This is a genomic window from Thermus parvatiensis (genome assembly GCF_001535545.1).
GTDB lineage: Bacteria > Deinococcota > Deinococci > Deinococcales > Thermaceae > Thermus > Thermus parvatiensis.
In genome coordinates this window covers 168,432-183,911 of record NZ_CP014141.1, presented here as the reverse complement: position 1 = coordinate 183,911, position 15,480 = coordinate 168,432, and the positions used below count along the sequence as shown (strand labels likewise).

Sequence of the window (15,480 nt, the reverse complement as noted above, 5' to 3'; positions counted from 1 at the left end):
GGGGTGCAAGTAGGATGGGGGTTATGGAGATCCTGGTGTCCACCCTCGAGGCCGTCCCCGGGTACCGGGTCGCCCAGGTCCTGGGCGTGGTGAAGGGAAGCACGGTGCGCTCCAAGCACCTGGGAAAAGACCTTCTGGCGGGCCTCCGCACCCTGGTGGGCGGGGAGCTCCCCGAGTACACGGAGATGCTCCAAGAGGCCCGGGAGGTGGCCGAGGCCCGGATGCTGGAAGAAGCGAGGAGGCTTGGGGCCCACGCCGTCTTAGGCGTCCGTTACGCCACCGCAAGCGTGATGCAGGGGGCGGCGGAGATCCTGGTCTATGGGACGGCGGTCCGGCTGGAGCCCGTCCGGGAAAGGTGATGCGCCGCGCCGCCCTCCTCCTCATCCTCCCCTTCTTCCTCCAGCTTTTGGGCCTGGGGGACACCCCCTTGGGCGGGGGGCTTTGCGGGGAGGTCTTCCGGGTGCAAGACCCCGCCTTCGCCCTGAGGACCCCGGGCTTTTGGTACGGCCTCCTCTTCATGGTCCTCCTGGCCTTGCAGCTGGGCTACGGCCTTTCCCTTCTCCTCCTTCCCCTTCTGGAGGTGCGCCCGGGAAAAGGGTGGGTGAGGGCGGGGCGCTACCTGGTGGGGACGCTTTTTCTCCTCTTCCTCCTCACCCGCACCACCGGACTCCCCACGCCGGGCCCCGGGGGATGGACCTTGGAACCTGCCCCCCTGGACCCCTTAAGCCTTCTTTTGGTGGGGCTTTCCCTAGCAGGGGGGCTTCTTCTAAGGGAGAATGGAGGGCATGGAAAGGCTGCTTGAGGTGGTGCGCCGCTTAAGGGGCCCCGGGGGGTGCCCCTGGGACCGGGCCCAGACCCACGAGAGCCTGGTCCCCTACCTCCTCGAGGAGGCCTCGGAAGCGGCGGACGCCCTCCTTAAGGGAAACCCCCAGGAGATGGCCGAGGAGCTCGGGGACGTCCTCCTGCAGGTGGCTTTCCACAGCGTCATCGCCGAGGAGGAGGGCCGCTTCACCTACGGGGACGTGGAGGCGGCCATCGTGGAGAAGCTCATCCGCCGCCACCCCCACGTCTTCGGGGAGGCCACCGCCAAGACCCCGGAGGAGGTGAAGGCCCGCTGGGAGGACCTGAAGGCCAAGGAGGGCAAGAAGGAGGACCCCTGCGGCCTGCCCAAGGGGCTTCCCACCTTGCTCCGAGCCTACGAGCTCCAGCGGAAGGGGATAGACCCGGGAAGCGAGGAAGGCCTGAGGAAGGCCCTGGAAGCGGGTGACCTGGAGGAGGCGCTTTGGCACCTGGTGGGGCTTTTCGCCGCCAAGGGGATGGACCCCGAGAGCGCCTTAAGGAAGCGCTCCCTCAAAGCCTGCCGGCAGGGCTAGAGCCCCCGCCCGGCTTCCGCCTGGCGGCGGTGGCCGTGCCCCTTCTGGGGGAGCACCTCCTCTTCACCTTAAGGAGCCCCCGCCTCCCCACCCACGCCGGCCAGGTGAGCTTCCCCGGGGGGGTGGTGGAGCCGGGGGAGGGCGTGGTAGAGGCCGCCCTAAGGGAGGCCGAGGAGGAGGTGGGGCTTGAGGGGGTAGAGCCTTTGGGTTTTCTCTCCCCCACCTACTCCCCCCAGGGCTTTTTGGTGCAGCCCGTGGTGGTCTTCCGCGAGGACCTCCCCCCCTAAAGCCCAACCCCGAGGAGGTGGCCCAAATCCTCCTCGCCCCCCTGGAGGAGCTTCTAAAGGTGGAGCCTTGGAACGAGGTGCGCCTGGGCCGCACCGTCTGGCACTTCCCCTTTCGGGGGGTGGACATCTGGGGGGTGACGGGGAATATCCTCAAGGAGTTCCTGGAGGTGTGGCGTGAGGCGCATCGGGATCCTTCTCGCGGACCTCTTTGACGAGCGGGAGTTCCTCTACCCCTACTACCGGGTGCAGGAAGCGGGGTACGCCCCCATGGTCCTCGGCCCCGAGGCCCGGGAGTACCGGGCCAAGTCGGGCTTTGCCTGGAAGGCGGAGGCGGCCGCGGGGGAGGCCCCGCCCCTAGAGGGCCTCCTCATCCCCGGGGGCTTCGCCCCCGACTACCTGCGGCGAAGCCCCGAGGTGCTCGCCCTGGTGCGGAAGGTGGCGGAGGAGGGGAAGCCCCTAGGGGCCATCTGCCACGGGCCCTGGGTCCTGGTGAGCGCCGGGCTCGTGCGGGGGAGAAAGGTGACGGGGTTTTTCTCCATCCGGGACGACCTGGAAAACGCCGGGGGGCTTTACCGGGAGGAGGGCGTGGTGGTGGACGGCAACCTCGTCACCGCCCAAGGCCCCAAGGACCTCCCCGCCTTCATGCGGGCCTTTTTGGGCCTCTTCAAAGGGTGAAGCGGGTCCCCGCCTCCCCCCGGAGGACGGCCTCGAGGACCCCCCTCTCCCCCTTGGCGATGGCCGCCCAGGGGGCCCCGGCCCTTAAGGCGAAAAGGGTCGCCTCCACCTTGGGGATCATCCCCCCTTGGAGGACGCCCTCCCCCTTTAAGGCCTCCACCTCCCCTGGGGTGAGGCGCAGGAAGCGGGTCTCCGGGTCTTTAGGGTCCCGGTAGACCCCCTCCACGTCGGTGAGGAAAACGGCGGGCCACCCCAAGGCCCCGGCCACGGCCCCCGCGGCGGTGTCGGCGTTCACGTTTAAGGGGCCCTCCTCGTCCAAGGCGATGGGGGCGAGGAGGGGGGTGTAGCCCTTCGCCAAAAGGTCCTGGAGGAGCCCCACCTCCACCTCCACCACCTCCCCCACCCGGCCCAGGCCGGGTAGCGCCCTCCCCTTCAGGCATAGGGCGTCCCGCCCCGAGAGGGCCAAAGCCTTCCTCCCCCTTCGGGAAAGCCCCTCCGCCAGGCGCTTTCCCGTGAGGTAGAGGGCCATCTCCACCACCTCGAGGTGCTCCGGGGGCGTCACCCGAAGCCCCCCCACGAAGCGGCTCTCGTACCCCAGGCGCTTGAGCCAGGCCCCGATCTCGGGCCCACCCCCGTGGACGAGGACAAGGGGGCCGGAGTAGGCGGCAAGCTCGGAAAGAAGGGCCTCCGCCCCCCTCAGGCTTCCCCCCACCTTGACCAAAAGGGCTTCACTCAAGGTAAATCACCTCCTCGGGCAAATCCCCCTCCTCCTCCGCCTCCAGGAGGTCCAGAAAGCCCAGAAGGGCGTGGTCCGGGTGGAGGCCCAAGGCGAGGGCCAGGGCCCGAACCCCGTGCTCAGGAGGAAGGGCCTTGGCCCGCTCCAGAAGGGGCGCCAACCCGGGAGGGGCCTTAAGGGCCTCCCCGAGCTCCGGCCCCGCCCTTAGCTCCGCCTGCACCTCCCCCCCCTCGGCCAAAAGAAAGAGGAGGTCCTCCTCCCCTAGGACCATAAAGGCCAGGGCCCGCCCCAGGCGGGAAAGCTCCCGGAGGAAAGCCCGGATGGCCTCCTCGTCCTCCTCTGCCTCGAGGGCCTCGTGGTAGAGGCTCGTCCAAGGGGGGTCGGGGACCAGGTAGACCCCGGCCCCTCCCGTGCGCTCCCGAACCCAGGCCGCCACCCTCTCCAGGGGGGCCTGCACGTGCAAGGAGAGGAAGCTCCGCACCACGCCCTATACTAGCCCTTGTGAGCGCCCTCTACCGCCGCTTCCGCCCCCTCACCTTCGAGGAGGTGGTGGGGCAGGAGCACGTGAAGGAGCCCCTCCTCAAGGCCATCCGGGAGGGGAGGCTCGCCCAGGCCTACCTCTTCTCCGGGCCCAGGGGCGTGGGCAAGACCACCACGGCGAGGCTCCTCGCCATGGCGGTGGGGTGCCAGGGGGAAGACCCCCCTTGCGGGGTCTGCCCCCACTGCCAGGCGGTGCAGAGGGGCGCCCACCCGGACGTGGTGGAGATTGACGCCGCCAGCAACAACTCCGTGGAGGACGTGCGGGAGCTGAGGGAAAGGATCCACCTCGCCCCCCTTTCTGCCCCCAGGAAGGTCTTCATCCTGGACGAGGCCCACATGCTCTCCAAAAGCGCCTTCAACGCCCTCCTCAAGACCCTGGAGGAGCCCCCGCCCCACGTCCTCTTTGTCTTCGCCACCACCGAGCCCGAGAGGATGCCCCCCACCATCCTCTCCCGCACCCAGCACTTCCGCTTCCGCCGCCTCACGGAGGAGGAGATCGCCTTTAAGCTCCGGCGCATCCTGGAGGCCGTGGGGCGGGAGGCGGAGGAGGAGGCCCTCCTCCTCCTCGCCCGCCTGGCGGACGGGGCCCTTAGGGACGCGGAAAGCCTCCTGGAGCGCTTCCTCCTCCTGGAAGGCCCCCTCACCCGGAAGGAGGTGGAGCGCGCCCTAGGCCTCCCCCCCAGGGAGGCCCTGGCCGAGATCGCCGCCTCCCTCGCGAGGGGGAAAACGGCGGAGGCCCTGGGCCTCGCCCGGCGCCTTTACGGGGAGGGGTACGCCCCGAGGAGCCTGGTCTCGGGCCTTTTGGAGGTGTTCCGGGAAGGCCTCTACGCCGCCTTCGGCCTCGCGGGAACCCCCCTTCCCGCCCCGCCCCAGGCCCTGATCGCCGCCATGACCGCCCTGGACGAGGCCATGGAGCGCCTCGCCCGCCGCTCCGACGCCTTAAGCCTGGAGGTGGCCCTCCTGGAGGCGGGAAGGGCCCTGGCCGCCGAGGCCCTGCCCCAGCCCACGGGCGCTCCCTCCCCAGAGGTCGGCCCCAAGCCGGAAAGCCCCCGGCCCCGGAACCCCCAAGGCCCGAGGAGGCGCCCGACCTGCGGGAGCGGTGGCGGGCCTTCCTCGAGGCCCTCAGGCCCACCCTACGGGCCTTCGTGCGGGAGGCCCGCCCGGAGGTCCGGGAAGGCCAGCTCTGCCTCGCTTTCCCCGAGGACAAGGCCTTCCACTACCGCAAGGCCTTGGAACAGAAGGCGAGGCTCCTCCCCCTGGCCCAGGCCCATTTCGGGGTGGAGGAGGTCGTCCTCGTCCTGGAGGGAGAAAAAAAAAGCCTGAGCCCAAGGCCCCGCCCGGCCCCACCTCCTGAAGCGCCCGCACCCCCGGGCCCTCCCGAGGAGGAGGTAGAGGCGGAGGAAGCGGCGGAGGAGGCCCCGGAGGAGGCCTTGAGGCGGGTGGTCCGCCTCCTGGGGGGGCGGGTGCTCTGGGTGCGGCGGCCCAGGACCCGGGAGGCGCCGGAGGAGGAACCCCTGAGCCAAGACGAGATAGGGGGTACTGGTATATAATGGGGGCATGACGCGGACCACCGACCTCGGACAAGAGACCGTGGACAACATCCTCAAGCGCCTCCGCCGTATTGAGGGCCAGGTGCGGGGGCTCCAGAAGATGGTGGCCGAGGGCCGCCCCTGCGACGAGGTCCTCACCCAGATGACCGCCACCAAGAAGGCCATGGAGGCGGCGGCCACCCTGATCCTCCACGAGTTCCTGAACGTCTGCGCCGCCGAGGTCTCCGAGGGCAAGGTGAACCCCAAGAAGCCCGAGGAGATCGCCACCATGCTGAAGAAGTTCATCTAGCCCCTTGCTGGGTCGCAGGAGCCCGGGCTTAGGACGAGGGTTTGGGAAGGTGCCGAAGAGGCTCAGGCGCCTCTTTCAGGCTTTTTTCCCTCGAGGCGAGGAGCCGGACGATGCCTTCGCCCTGGCCTTTCTGCAGGAGGAGGAGCGCACCCTTTACCTTTCCATGGACCCCAGGGACCGGGCCCATGCGGTGCGGGTGGCCCGCCGGCTCCTGAAGCACTACCCTGAGGCCCCTGCCTTCGCCATCCGGGCTGCCCTTCTTCACGATGCGGGAAAGGCCCTGAGGCCCTACCGTCCCCTGGAGCGCATCCTCACCGGGCTTTACGCCCTCCCCGTACCCCCTTATCCCCTGCGCAAGGGGATCTTGGGGGCCTTCCAGGTGCGCCGCCACCACCCCCTTTATGCCGCGGAACGCATCCGGGACCCGGAGGTCCGGACTTTGGTATTGGAGCACCACCGCCCGCAAAGCCTCTGGGGAAAGCGGCTTCACCAGGCGGACCAGGAGGAATAGCCCCTTTTGGGCAAATGCCCCTAGCCAAGCTGGACCCTTAAGGAGTAGGGTATCAATGAGCGAAGGAGGGCTTATGGATGACTTCACGTGGCGCGTGGGCGGCCCCCAAGGGGGCGGGATAGAGACCGCGGCTACCCTCTTCGCCCGGGCCGTGGGCAAGGGGGGGTGGTGGGTGGCCACCAAGCGGGAGTACCACTCCAACATCATGGGGCGGCACTCCTACCTGGATGTGCGGCTAGGGCGAAAACCCGTGGCCTCCTTCCGAGAAAAGGTGGACATGCTGGTGGCCCTGGATGGGGAGACCCTGGCCCGGCACCTGGACGAGGTCCGGCCGAGCGGCGTCCTTCTCTACGACCCCCAGGTTCTGGAACTCACGGTGCACAAGCTTCCCATGCTGGACCACCGGGTGGCGGAGGCCCTTTCGGAACGCTTCGGCAAGCTGGACCCCAGCCTGAAGGATCTCCTTGCCGCCTACGTGGAGTCGGGGGTCCAGCCCCTGCCCTACCCCTTTGAGGAGGTGGCGGACCGGATCGGGGCGGAGCTGGGTGTCCCTTCCCTTCAAGCCCGGCGCACCCTGAACACCATCGCCGTGGCGGCGAGCCTTCACTTCCTGGGCTTCCCCCTGGAACCCTTGCTGGAGGCCCTAGCCCTGCAGTTTAGGGGCAAGGTGCTGGAGCTGAACCAAAGTGTGGCCCAGGCGGTCTACCGGGAGGAGGTCCCCAAGCTTTCCTTCCAGCTCCACCTAAACGGGTACGAGCCCGGCCGGGTCTACCTCACCGGGGCCCAGGCCGCCGCTTTGGGCAAGCTCGCCGGGGGGCTCCGCTTCCAGACCTACTACCCCATAAGCCCGGCCACGGACGAGTCCACCTACCTCGAGGCCCACACCCACTTCCCGGGGGCCGACGTGATGGTGGTCCAGACCGAGGACGAGATCGCCGCGGTGACCATGGCCGTGGGCGCGGCCCTCGCCGGGGCCAAGGCGGCCACGGCCACGAGCGGCCCCGGCTTCAGCCTCATGGCCGAGGGCATGGGCTTTGCCGGCATGATCGAGGCCCCCTTGGTGGTGACCCTCTACCAGCGGGGTGGCCCGAGCACCGGCCTTCCCACCCGCACCGAGCAGGGCGACTTGATGTTCGCCATCCGGGGCGGGCACGGGGAGTACCCCAGGATCGTCCTGGCCTCGGGGGACATCCAAGATGCCTTCATGGATGCCCAGAAGGCCCTCGCCTGGGCTTGGCGCTACCAGACGGTGGTGGTGCATCTTTTGGACAAGTTCCTGGCGAGCACCGGACAGATCCTCCCCCAGGAGACCCTGAAGCCCCTGGCCTTGGACGGGGAGCGGCGCCTTGCCCCAAAGGAGGGGAAGCCCACCCCCTATGCCCGCTACGCCCCCACGGAGGACGGCATCTCTCCCTTCGCCCCCCTGGGCACGCCCGGGGTCTTCTACTGGATGACCTCGGACGAGCACGACCCCTTGGAGCACATCACCGAGGACCCCGTCCTCCGGGAGGCCCAGATGGAAAAGCGCATGCAGAAGCTCCTCACCGCCCGGAAGGAGATCCCCCTCGCCGACCAGTACACCCTTTTCCGGGATGGGGAGGTCCTGGTCCTGGGCTTTGGCTCGGTGAAGGGCACCCTCCTCGAGGCCCTGGACCACCTCGAGGGGGTAGGGTACCTGCACCTAAGGCTCCTCTGGCCCTTCCCGGAGATCACCCACCTCCTGGAGGGGAAAAGGCTCGTTACTGTGGAGCACAACTACTCGGGGCAGCTCGCCGACCTGGTCCAGCAGGAGACCCTAAAGAGGGTCCACCACCGGGTGGTGAAGTACAACGGCCGGCCCATCACCCTGGAGGAGGCCGTGGAGGCTCTGAAGGCGGTAAAGCGGGGCGAGGCCCCGGGGAGGATCGTGCTCAGGAAAGGGGTGTAGCGTGGTAGAGCTCAAGCTTACCGACTACAAGGCGGACAAGCATCCGGACTGGTGCCCGGGCTGCGGGGACTTTGGCATCCTCTCGGCCCTGCAGATGGCCCTCTTTGAGCTCAGGCTGGACCCGAGTCGGACCGTGATCTTCTCGGGGATCGGCTGCTCGGGCAAGACCCCCCATTACCTCAATGTCTACGGGGTCCACACCCTCCACGGCCGGGTCCTGCCCATCGCCCAGGGGGCCAAGCTCGCCAACCCCCACCTCACCGTGGTGGCCGTGGGCGGGGACGGGGACGGCCTGGGGATTGGAGCTGGGCACTTCGTGGCCGCAGGCCGCCGGAACGTGGACATGCTCTACATCCTCTACGACAACGAGGTCTACGGCCTCACCAAGGGCCAGGCCGGGCCCACGCTGGGCCTCGGGGAAAAGACCAAAAGCCTCCCCAAACCCAACCCCCAGGGGAAGGTCAACCCCCTCCTCCTCGCCTTCGCCTCCGGGTACACCTGGATCGCCCGGGGCTACGCCTACGACGTCAAGGGCCTGAAAGAGCTCATCAAGGAAGGCATAAACCACAAGGGCCTCGCCTTCCTCCACGTCCTCCAACCCTGCCCCACCTACAACGACCTTCACACCAAGGAGTGGTTCGCCCCGAGGCTCTACCGGCTGGAGGAGGAAGGCTACGACCCCCTTATCCCCCCAGGCCTTCCCCCGGAGGCCCTCGAGGCCCGGATGGCCCGCTTCCAGCAAAAGGCCCTGGAGTGGGGGGAGAGGATCCCCGTGGGCGTCTTCTGGAAGGCCGAGCTGCCCACCTTTGAAGCGCGGCTCAAGGCCTACCTCCCCCGCTACCCCGAGGCCTACCCGGCCCAGGGTCCGGAAGCCCCCTTGGACCTGGAGGGCCTCCTCCAAGAGTTCGCCCTCTAAAGCTGGAACCGGGCCGCTTCTCCCTTCAGGCGGTAGGACGGGTCCAGGAAGCGCCCGGGTGCGAAGGCCAGGGCCCAGGGGGGTGGCTCTTCCCCCGTGGCCCAGGCCTCCAGGGCCTCGAGGCGGCCCACGTACAGGTAGCCCCGCCGGTTAGGGCGGGCCACCCCGGCGAAGGGCGAAAGGAGGTCCAGGCTCTCCCGGACCAAGGCGGCCAGGTCCTCGTCCCCGGGCCAGAAGAGGCGGTAGGCCTCCGTGGACTTGTCGCTGGTGCAGGAAAGGGGGGCCTCCCGCTCCAGCACCCAGGGCCTGAGCCCTCTCCGCGCCAAAAAGTAGGCCGCGGAAAGGCCGGCAAGGCCCCCGCCCACCACCAAAGCCTCCACGCGCCGCTCCATGCCCAAAGCCTCCTTCTGGGTTCGCGCCCATCCTACACCGAGGCGGTATCCTCTTGGGAAGAGGGGTGCCATGCTGGAAGAAGCCTTGGCCGCCATCCAAAACGCCCGGGACCTGGAGGAGCTCAAAGCCCTCAAGGCCCGCTACCTGGGGAAGAAGGGCCTCTTGACCCAGGAGATGAAGGGCCTTTCGGCCCTTCCCCTGGAGGAGCGCCGCAAACGGGGCCAGGAGCTGAACGCCATCAAGGCCGCCCTCGAGGCGGCCCTGGAGGCGCGGGAAAAGGCCCTGGAGGAAGCGGCCCTCAAGGAGGCCTTGGAGCGGGAGCGGGTGGACGTGAGCCTTCCCGGGGTGCGCCTCTTCTCCGGAGGGCTCCACCCCATCACCCTCATGGAGCGGGAGCTCGTGGAGATCTTCCGCGCCCTGGGCTACCAGGCGGTGGAGGGCCCTGAGGTGGAGAGCGAGTTCTTCAACTTTGACGCCCTGAACATCCCCGAGCACCACCCGGCGCGGGACATGTGGGACACCTTCTGGCTCACGGGGGAGGGCTTTCGCCTGGAAGGCCCCCTGGGGGAGGAGGTGGAGGGGCGGCTCCTCCTCAGGACCCACACCTCCCCCATGCAGGTCCGGTACATGGTGGCCCACACCCCCCCTTTCCGCATCGTGGTCCCGGGCCGGGTCTTCCGCTTTGAACAGACGGACGCCACCCACGAGGCCGTCTTCCACCAGCTGGAAGGCCTCGTGGTGGGCGAGGGAATCACCATGGCCCACCTCAAAGGGGCGATCTACGAGCTCGCCCAGGCCCTCTTCGGCCCCGACTCCAAGGTGCGCTTCCAGCCCATCTACTTCCCCTTCGTGGAGCCCGGGGCCCAGTTCGCCGTGTGGTGGCCCGAGGGGGGGAAGTGGCTGGAGCTGGGCGGGGCCGGGATGGTCCACCCCAAGGTCTTCCAGGCGGTGGACGCCTACCGGAAGAAGCTCGGCCTGCCCCCCGCCTACCGGGGGGTCACGGGCTTCGCTTTCGGGCTTGGGGTGGAGCGCCTCGCCATGCTCCGCTACGGCATCCCCGACATCCGCTACTTCTTCGGGGGCAGGCTCAAGTTCCTGGAGCAGTTCAAGGGGGTTCTATGAGGGTGCCCTTCTCCTGGCTCAAGCAGTACGTGCCCGAGCTGGAAAGCCCCGAGGTCCTGGAGGAGCGCCTGGCGGGCCTGGGGTTTGAAACGGACCGGATGGAGCGGGTCTTCCCCATCCCAAGAGGGGTGGTCTTCGCCCGGGTCCTGGAGGCCCATCCCATCCCCGGCACCCGGCTTAAGCGCCTGGTCCTGGACGCGGGCCGGACGGTGGAAGTGGTCTCGGGGGCGGAAAACGCCCGCGAGGGCATCGGGGTGGCCCTGGCCCTCCCCGGGACGGAGCTTCCCGGCCTGGGCCAAAAGGTAGGGGAACGGGTCATCCAAGGGGTGCGGTCCTTCGGCATGGCCCTCTCCGCCAAAGAGCTCGGGGTAGGGGAGTACGGCGGGGGGCTTCTGGAGTTCCCCGAGGACGCCCTCCCCCCGGCACCCCCCTGGCGGAGGCTTGGCCGGAGGAGGTGGTGCTGGACCTCGAGGTCACCCCGAACCGCCCGGACGCCCTGGGCCTTTTGGGCCTCGCCCGGGACCTCCACGCCCTGGGCTACGCCCTGGTGGAGCCTGAGGCGGCCCTAAAGGCGGAGGCCGTCCCCCTTCCCTTTGCTCTCAAGGTGGAAGACCCCCTAGGCGCCCCCCACTTCACCCTGGGCTACGCCTTCGGCCTAAGGGTGGCCCCAAGCCCCCTCTGGATGCAGCGGGCCCTCTTCGCCGCGGGCATGCGGCCCATCAACAACGTCGTGGACGTGACCAACTACGTCATGCTGGAAAGGGCCCAGCCCATGCATGCCTTTGACCTGCGTTATATCGGGGAAGGGATCCTGGTGCGCCGGGCGCGGCCAGGGGAAAGGCTCAAGACCCTAGACGGGGTGGAAAGGACCCTCTTCCCGGAAGACCTGGTGATCGCCGGGTGGCGGGGGGAGGAAAGCTTCCCCTTAGGCCTTGCCGGGGTCATGGGCGGGGCGGAAAGCGAGGTCAGGGAGGACACGGAGGCCATCGCCTTGGAGGTGGCCTGCTTTGACCCCGTCTCCATCCGCAAAACCGCCCGCCGCCACGGCCTGCGCACCGAGGCGAGCCACCGCTTTGAGCGGGGGGTGGACCCCTTGGGCCAGATCCCCGCCCAGAGGCGGGCCTTAAGCCTCCTCCAGGCCCTGGCGGGGGCGAAGGTGGCGGAGGGGATCCTCGAGGCGGGAAGCCCCAAGCCTCCGGAGGCCATCCCCTTCCGCCCCGAATACGCCAACCGCCTCCTGGGCACCTCCTACCCCGAGGCCGAGCAGATCGCCATCCTCAAGCGGCTCGGATGCCGAGTGGAAGGCGAAGGCCCCACCTACCAGGTCACCCCGCCCAGCCACCGCCTGGACCTCAGGCTGGAGGAGGACCTGGTGGAGGAGGTGGCCCGCATCCAGGGCTACGAGACCATCCCCTTGGCCCTCCCCGCCTTCTTCCCCGCCCCCGACAACCGCGGGGTAGAAGCCCCTTACCGGAAGGAGCGGCGCCTAAGGGAAGTCCTCTCCGGACTCGGCTTCCAGGAGGTCTACACCTACAGCTTTATGGACCCCGAGGACGCCCGCCGCTTCCGCCTGGACCCCCCCCGCCTCCTCCTCCTCAACCCCCTGGCCCCGGAAAAGGCGGCCCTCAGGACCCACCTCTTCCCCGGCCTGGTCCGGGTGCTGAAGGAGAACCTGGACCTGGACCGGCCCGAGCGGGCCCTCCTCTTTGAGGTGGGCCGGGTCTTCCGGGAGCGGGAGGAGACCCACCTGGCCGGCCTCCTCTTCGGCGAGGGAGTGGGCCTCCCCTGGGCCAAGGAGCGGCTTTCCGGCTACTTCCTTCTCAAGGGGTACCTCGAGGCCCTCTTCGCCCGGCTCGGCCTGGCCTTCCGGGTGGAGGCCCAGGCCTTCCCCTTCCTCCACCCCGGGGTCTCGGGACGGGTCCTGGTGGAGGGGGAGGAGGTGGGCTTCCTCGGCGCCCTCCACCCCGAGATCGCCCAGGAGCTGGAGCTTCCCCCCGTCCACCTCTTTGAACTCCGCCTGCCCCTCCCGGAGAAACCCCTCGCCTTCCAAGACCCCTCCCGCCACCCCGCCGCCTTCCGCGACCTCGCCGTGGTGGTCCCCGCCCCCACCCCCTACGGCGAGGTGGAGGCTTTGGTGCGGGAGGCCGCAGGCCCCTACATGGAAAGCCTCGCCCTCTTTGACCTCTACCAAGGCCCGCCCCTGCCCGAAGGCCACAAGAGCCTCGCCTTCCACCTCCGCTTCCGCCATCCCAAGCGCACTCTGCGGGACGAGGAGGTGGAGGAGGCCATCGCCCGGGTGGCCGAAGCCCTGAGGGCCAAAGGGTTCGGCCTGCGCGGCCTGGACACCCCGTAATACCGCCCCGGCAAAAGGCCCTCAGAGGGTTTCCCCGGGTTCGCCGGGCGAAGGAACCAGGGAGAAAGGGTATAAGCTGGGGGCATGCTCACCTGGGTGGACCTTCTGGCCCTCATGGTCCTGGCCCTCTCCCTGGCCCTGGGGTACCGGGGGGGCTTGTCCTCGCCTGGGTCGGGCTCCTGGGCCTTCCCCTCTACGCGGCCGCCCTGGCCCTCGGCCTCCCCGCCCCGTGGACCGCCCTCGCCCTGGGGCTTTTCCTCGGGGCCTTGGCCAAAAGCCTCCCCCTCTTCCTCTCCGAGGCGGCGGAAAGGGGCCTGGGGCTCCTCGGGGGCGGCCTCCTCGGCCTCTTCCTCGCCGCGGCCATCTGGGCGGGCTTCCCCAGCGAGCCCGCCCCTTCCGGGGGGATCCGCTACCCTTCCCTCAGCCTGCCCACCCCCATCTACCAGGGGGTGGCGCAAAGCCCCTTCGCCCGCCGGGTCTTCGCCTGGGCCTGGGGAACGCCCTGGGCGCGGAAGGCCCTGGGCCTAGAGGGCCAGCACCTGCGATAGGCGCAAGAGGGCCCGGTTGATGTCCTTCCTGCGCTCCACCGCTTCCTTCAGGGGGGTGAGGTCCACCTCGCCCTCCACCTCCCCCACCATGACCCCGCTCGCCCCGCCCACCAGGGCCTCCACCGCGGCCGCCCCCAGGCGGCTCGCCAGGATCCGGTCCTTGGCCGTGGGGCTCCCGCCCCGCTGGATGTGCCCCAGGACGGTGACCCGGGCCTCCACCTGGAGGTGCTCCTGGATGGCGGCGAGAAGCCCCTCGGCCCCGCCGGGGTAGGCCCCCTCGGCCACCACCACGATGGAGCTCTTCTTCCCACGCCTCTGGGAGGCCTCCAGCACCTCGGCCACGGCCTTGGGGTCCACGGGCTCCTCGGGGACGGCGATGACCTCTGCCCCGCCGGCAAGCCCCACGTCCAGGGCGATGAACCCCGCGTTCCGCCCCATGACCTCTATGAAGAAGACCCGCTCGTGGCTCGCCGCGGTGTCCCGGATCCGGTCTATGGCCTCGAGGGCCGTGTTCACCGCGGTGTCAAAGCCGATGGTGTAGTCCGTGCCGTAGAGGTCGTTGTCTATGGTGCCCGGAACCCCCACCACCGGCATCCCGTGCTCCTCCACGAGGCAAAGCGCCCCGCGGAAGGTCCCGTCGCCGCCGATGGCCACCAGGCCCTCAATCCCCGCCGCCTGCAGCTTGGCGTAGGCCTTGGCCCGCCCCTCCTTCGTAAGGAACTCTTGGCTCCTCGCCGTAAGGAGGATCGTCCCGCCCCGCTGGATGATGTTGGCCACGTCCCGCACCCCCAAGGGCACCATCTCCCCCTGGATCATGCCGGCGTAGCCACGGCGGATGCCGATGACCTCCACCCCAAGGGCGTGGGCTTGGCGCACCACCGCCCGGATGGCCGCGTTCATGCCCGGGGCATCGCCCCCGCTGGTGAAAACCCCGATGCGCTTCATACGTCCCCTTTCGCCTCCATGGCGAGCCGGTAGGCCTCGTTCCGGGGAACCCCCTGTTCCAGAAGGGCCCGGAAAAGGGCCTTCCCGTGAAGCCCTTTTGCCCTCAGCTCCTGCGCCAACCCCGCCCCTTCCGGGGCCGGGACCCCCTTGGGCCCCAGGACCACCACGAACTCCCCCCGGGGCTCCTTGAAATGCTCCAAGGCCTCCCTGAGGCTTCCACGAAAGACCTCCTCGTGGAGCTTGCTGAGCTCCCGGGCCACCGCCACGGGGTGGTCCGGCCCGTAGACCTCAATGAGGTCCTCCAGGGTCCTCTGCAGGCGGTAGGGGCTCTCGTAGAGCACGGCCGTCCTCCCCTCCCGGGCCAAGGCGAGGATCCGCTCCTTCCGCTCCCTTCCCCCCTTGGGCAGAAACCCTTCAAAGGTGAAACGGTGGGTGGGCAGGCCGGAGGCCACCAGGGCGGGGATGAGGGCGGTGGGGCCAGGAAGCGCTTCCACCCGCCAGCCCCATTCTAAGGCCAGGCGCACCAGCTCAGCTCCAGGGTCGGAGATCCCCGGGGTGCCGGCGTCGGTGGCGTAGGCCACGTACGCGTAGGGGGCGAGAAGCTCCCTGGCCCGCCCCACCGTGTGCTGGTCCAGGCGGAGGGTCGGGGTGGGGATGCCGTAGTGCTTGAGGAGGAGCCCGGTGCGCCGGGTGTCCTCGCAGGCCACCACCTCCACCTCCTTGAGGACGCGGAGGGCCCTCAAGGTGATGTCCTCCAGGTTGCCGATGGGCGTGGGGACCAAGACCAGCCGCACGTCAGCCCACCACGGGGCGAAGAAGGGCCAGGGCCTCCCGGAAGGGAAACTCATAGACGGAGCCCGAGGGCAGGGTGAACTCCAAAAGGTCCGACGCCCCCCGGTAGACGATGCGCCGGAGCACCAAAGGCCCGGGCTCGGCCCCCACGTGAAGGGTCAGGTAGTCGGGCTCCTGGTTGGGCTCGTCCTCGGCCTCCTCGGGGGCCTCGTCCCCCACCCCCTCCTCCAGGCGGCGCAAGGCCTCGGCCAGCTCCACCTTGGCCACGCGCACCTCCTCCTCCAGGGTCCCATCGGAGAAGCGGAGGACGGCCTCCTCCCCGTCCCCGTAGGCCTCGAGGCCCCAGAGGGGCTCCTTCTCCTCCCCCGGGGGCACCACCACCTCCAGGCCCCCGTCGGAAAGGAGGCGGAGGACCGCCCCGCAGGCCTCGCAGTCCACAAGGTCCCCCACCTCGTACCCTTCCAGCTCCAACGCCTCGCCGCAGACCGGGCAGACCATGCGCACCCCCCTGGATTCTAATGGG

General features: G+C 69.4%; 16 protein-coding genes and 4 pseudogenes. 14 read left to right on the top strand and 6 right to left on the bottom strand.

The window, feature by feature from the left end; translation table 11 throughout:
- Window positions 1-23: 23 nt before the first annotated feature.
- The 5 genes and pseudogenes from AV541_RS01055 to AV541_RS01035 all read left to right on the top strand — a co-directional run bounded on the left by AV541_RS01055 (window position 24) and on the right by AV541_RS01035 (window position 2,335).
- Entirely contained in the window at window positions 24-359 is a 336-nt protein-coding gene (locus AV541_RS01055; protein ID WP_167345962.1) for a YbjQ family protein, read from the top strand.
- Complete coding sequence (locus AV541_RS01050; protein ID WP_060384041.1) at window positions 359-802, top strand: hypothetical protein; 444 nt, start codon at window positions 359-361, stop codon at window positions 800-802. Before AV541_RS01055 ends, AV541_RS01050 begins: the two co-directional genes overlap by 1 nt.
- Entirely contained in the window at window positions 777-1,373 is a 597-nt protein-coding gene (locus AV541_RS01045; protein WP_060384040.1) for a MazG family protein, read from the top strand. Before AV541_RS01050 ends, AV541_RS01045 begins: the two co-directional genes overlap by 26 nt.
- Window positions 1,374-1,402: 29 nt before the next feature.
- Window positions 1,403-1,872, top strand: a pseudogene (locus AV541_RS01040) (NUDIX hydrolase).
- On the top strand, window positions 1,835-2,335 hold the full coding sequence (locus AV541_RS01035) for a type 1 glutamine amidotransferase domain-containing protein (protein WP_008633926.1): 501 nt from the start codon (window positions 1,835-1,837) through the stop codon (window positions 2,333-2,335). Before AV541_RS01040 ends, AV541_RS01035 begins: the two are co-directional and overlap by 38 nt.
- On the opposite strand, the gene argB is transcribed toward AV541_RS01035, so the two are convergent.
- Window positions 2,325-3,071 (bottom strand): acetylglutamate kinase, encoded by a 747-nt coding sequence (gene argB / locus AV541_RS01030; RefSeq protein ID WP_008633927.1) that lies wholly within the window; start codon window positions 3,069-3,071, stop codon window positions 2,325-2,327. The genes AV541_RS01035 and argB overlap by 11 nt on opposite strands.
- On the bottom strand, window positions 3,064-3,555 hold the full coding sequence (locus AV541_RS01025; RefSeq protein ID WP_082709612.1) for a hypothetical protein: 492 nt from the start codon (window positions 3,553-3,555) through the stop codon (window positions 3,064-3,066). The genes argB and AV541_RS01025 overlap by 8 nt, the downstream gene beginning before the upstream one ends.
- Before the next feature lie 17 nt (window positions 3,556-3,572).
- Between AV541_RS01025 and dnaX the strand changes: the two are divergent.
- The 6 genes and pseudogenes from dnaX to AV541_RS01000 form a co-directional block, all read left to right on the top strand.
- Window positions 3,573-4,754: pseudogene (gene dnaX, locus AV541_RS01020) on the top strand (DNA polymerase III subunit gamma/tau); the annotation flags it as partial.
- A pseudogene (locus tag AV541_RS13290) lies at window positions 4,700-4,936 on the top strand (DNA polymerase III subunit gamma/tau); the annotation flags it as partial. The pseudogenes dnaX and AV541_RS13290, both read left to right, overlap by 55 nt.
- A 232-nt stretch (window positions 4,937-5,168) precedes the next feature.
- Window positions 5,169-5,450 carry a metal-sensitive transcriptional regulator gene (locus AV541_RS01015; RefSeq protein WP_008633933.1) on the top strand — a complete coding sequence of 94 codons (282 nt, stop codon included), beginning with the start codon at window positions 5,169-5,171 and terminating at the stop codon, window positions 5,448-5,450.
- Between the two features lie 49 nt (window positions 5,451-5,499).
- On the top strand, window positions 5,500-5,961 hold the full coding sequence (locus tag AV541_RS01010) for an HD domain-containing protein (protein WP_008633934.1): 462 nt from the start codon (window positions 5,500-5,502) through the stop codon (window positions 5,959-5,961).
- Between the two features lie 73 nt (window positions 5,962-6,034).
- On the top strand, window positions 6,035-7,888 hold the full coding sequence (locus AV541_RS01005; RefSeq protein ID WP_060384039.1) for a 2-oxoacid:acceptor oxidoreductase subunit alpha: 1,854 nt from the start codon (window positions 6,035-6,037) through the stop codon (window positions 7,886-7,888).
- A 1-nt stretch (window position 7,889) separates the two neighbouring features.
- Window positions 7,890-8,804 (top strand): 2-oxoacid:ferredoxin oxidoreductase subunit beta, encoded by a 915-nt coding sequence (locus AV541_RS01000; RefSeq protein ID WP_060384038.1) that lies wholly within the window; start codon window positions 7,890-7,892, stop codon window positions 8,802-8,804.
- Here the strand turns inward: AV541_RS01000 and AV541_RS00995 are convergent.
- Window positions 8,801-9,196 (bottom strand): FAD-dependent oxidoreductase, encoded by a 396-nt coding sequence (locus AV541_RS00995; RefSeq protein ID WP_060384037.1) that lies wholly within the window; start codon window positions 9,194-9,196, stop codon window positions 8,801-8,803. The genes AV541_RS01000 and AV541_RS00995 overlap by 4 nt on opposite strands.
- Window positions 9,197-9,266: 70 nt before the next feature.
- Here AV541_RS00995 and pheS point away from each other — a divergent pair, with 70 nt between their 5' ends.
- From pheS to AV541_RS11860, 3 genes and pseudogenes are all read left to right on the top strand, one after another.
- Window positions 9,267-10,319, top strand: a complete 1,053-nt coding sequence (gene pheS, locus AV541_RS00990; protein ID WP_060384036.1) for a phenylalanine--tRNA ligase subunit alpha — start codon at window positions 9,267-9,269, stop codon at window positions 10,317-10,319.
- Window positions 10,316-12,672: pseudogene (pheT, locus tag AV541_RS00985) on the top strand (phenylalanine--tRNA ligase subunit beta). The gene pheS and the pseudogene pheT overlap by 4 nt, the downstream one beginning before the upstream one ends.
- A gap of 266 nt (window positions 12,673-12,938) precedes the next feature.
- The gene (locus tag AV541_RS11860) at window positions 12,939-13,220 is read left to right on the top strand and encodes a hypothetical protein (protein WP_244880553.1); all 282 of its coding nucleotides are present in this window, start codon (window positions 12,939-12,941) and stop codon (window positions 13,218-13,220) included.
- On the opposite strand, the gene pfkA is transcribed toward AV541_RS11860, so the two are convergent.
- The 3 genes from pfkA to AV541_RS00965 are packed head-to-tail and all read right to left on the bottom strand — an operon-like array spanning window position 13,197 to window position 15,455.
- A complete protein-coding gene (pfkA, locus tag AV541_RS00975; protein WP_060384035.1) occupies window positions 13,197-14,165 on the bottom strand; it encodes a 6-phosphofructokinase in 969 nt (322 codons plus the stop codon). The two genes, AV541_RS11860 and pfkA, sit on opposite strands and share 24 nt — an antisense overlap.
- Complete coding sequence (gene rsmI, locus AV541_RS00970) at window positions 14,162-14,959, bottom strand: 16S rRNA (cytidine(1402)-2'-O)-methyltransferase (RefSeq protein ID WP_060384034.1); 798 nt, start codon at window positions 14,957-14,959, stop codon at window positions 14,162-14,164. Before rsmI ends, pfkA begins: the two co-directional genes overlap by 4 nt.
- A 1-nt stretch (window position 14,960) precedes the next feature.
- Window positions 14,961-15,455, bottom strand: coding sequence for a hypothetical protein (locus tag AV541_RS00965; protein ID WP_060384033.1), 495 nt, complete (start codon window positions 15,453-15,455; stop codon window positions 14,961-14,963).
- Between the last annotated feature and the right edge of the window lie 25 nt (window positions 15,456-15,480).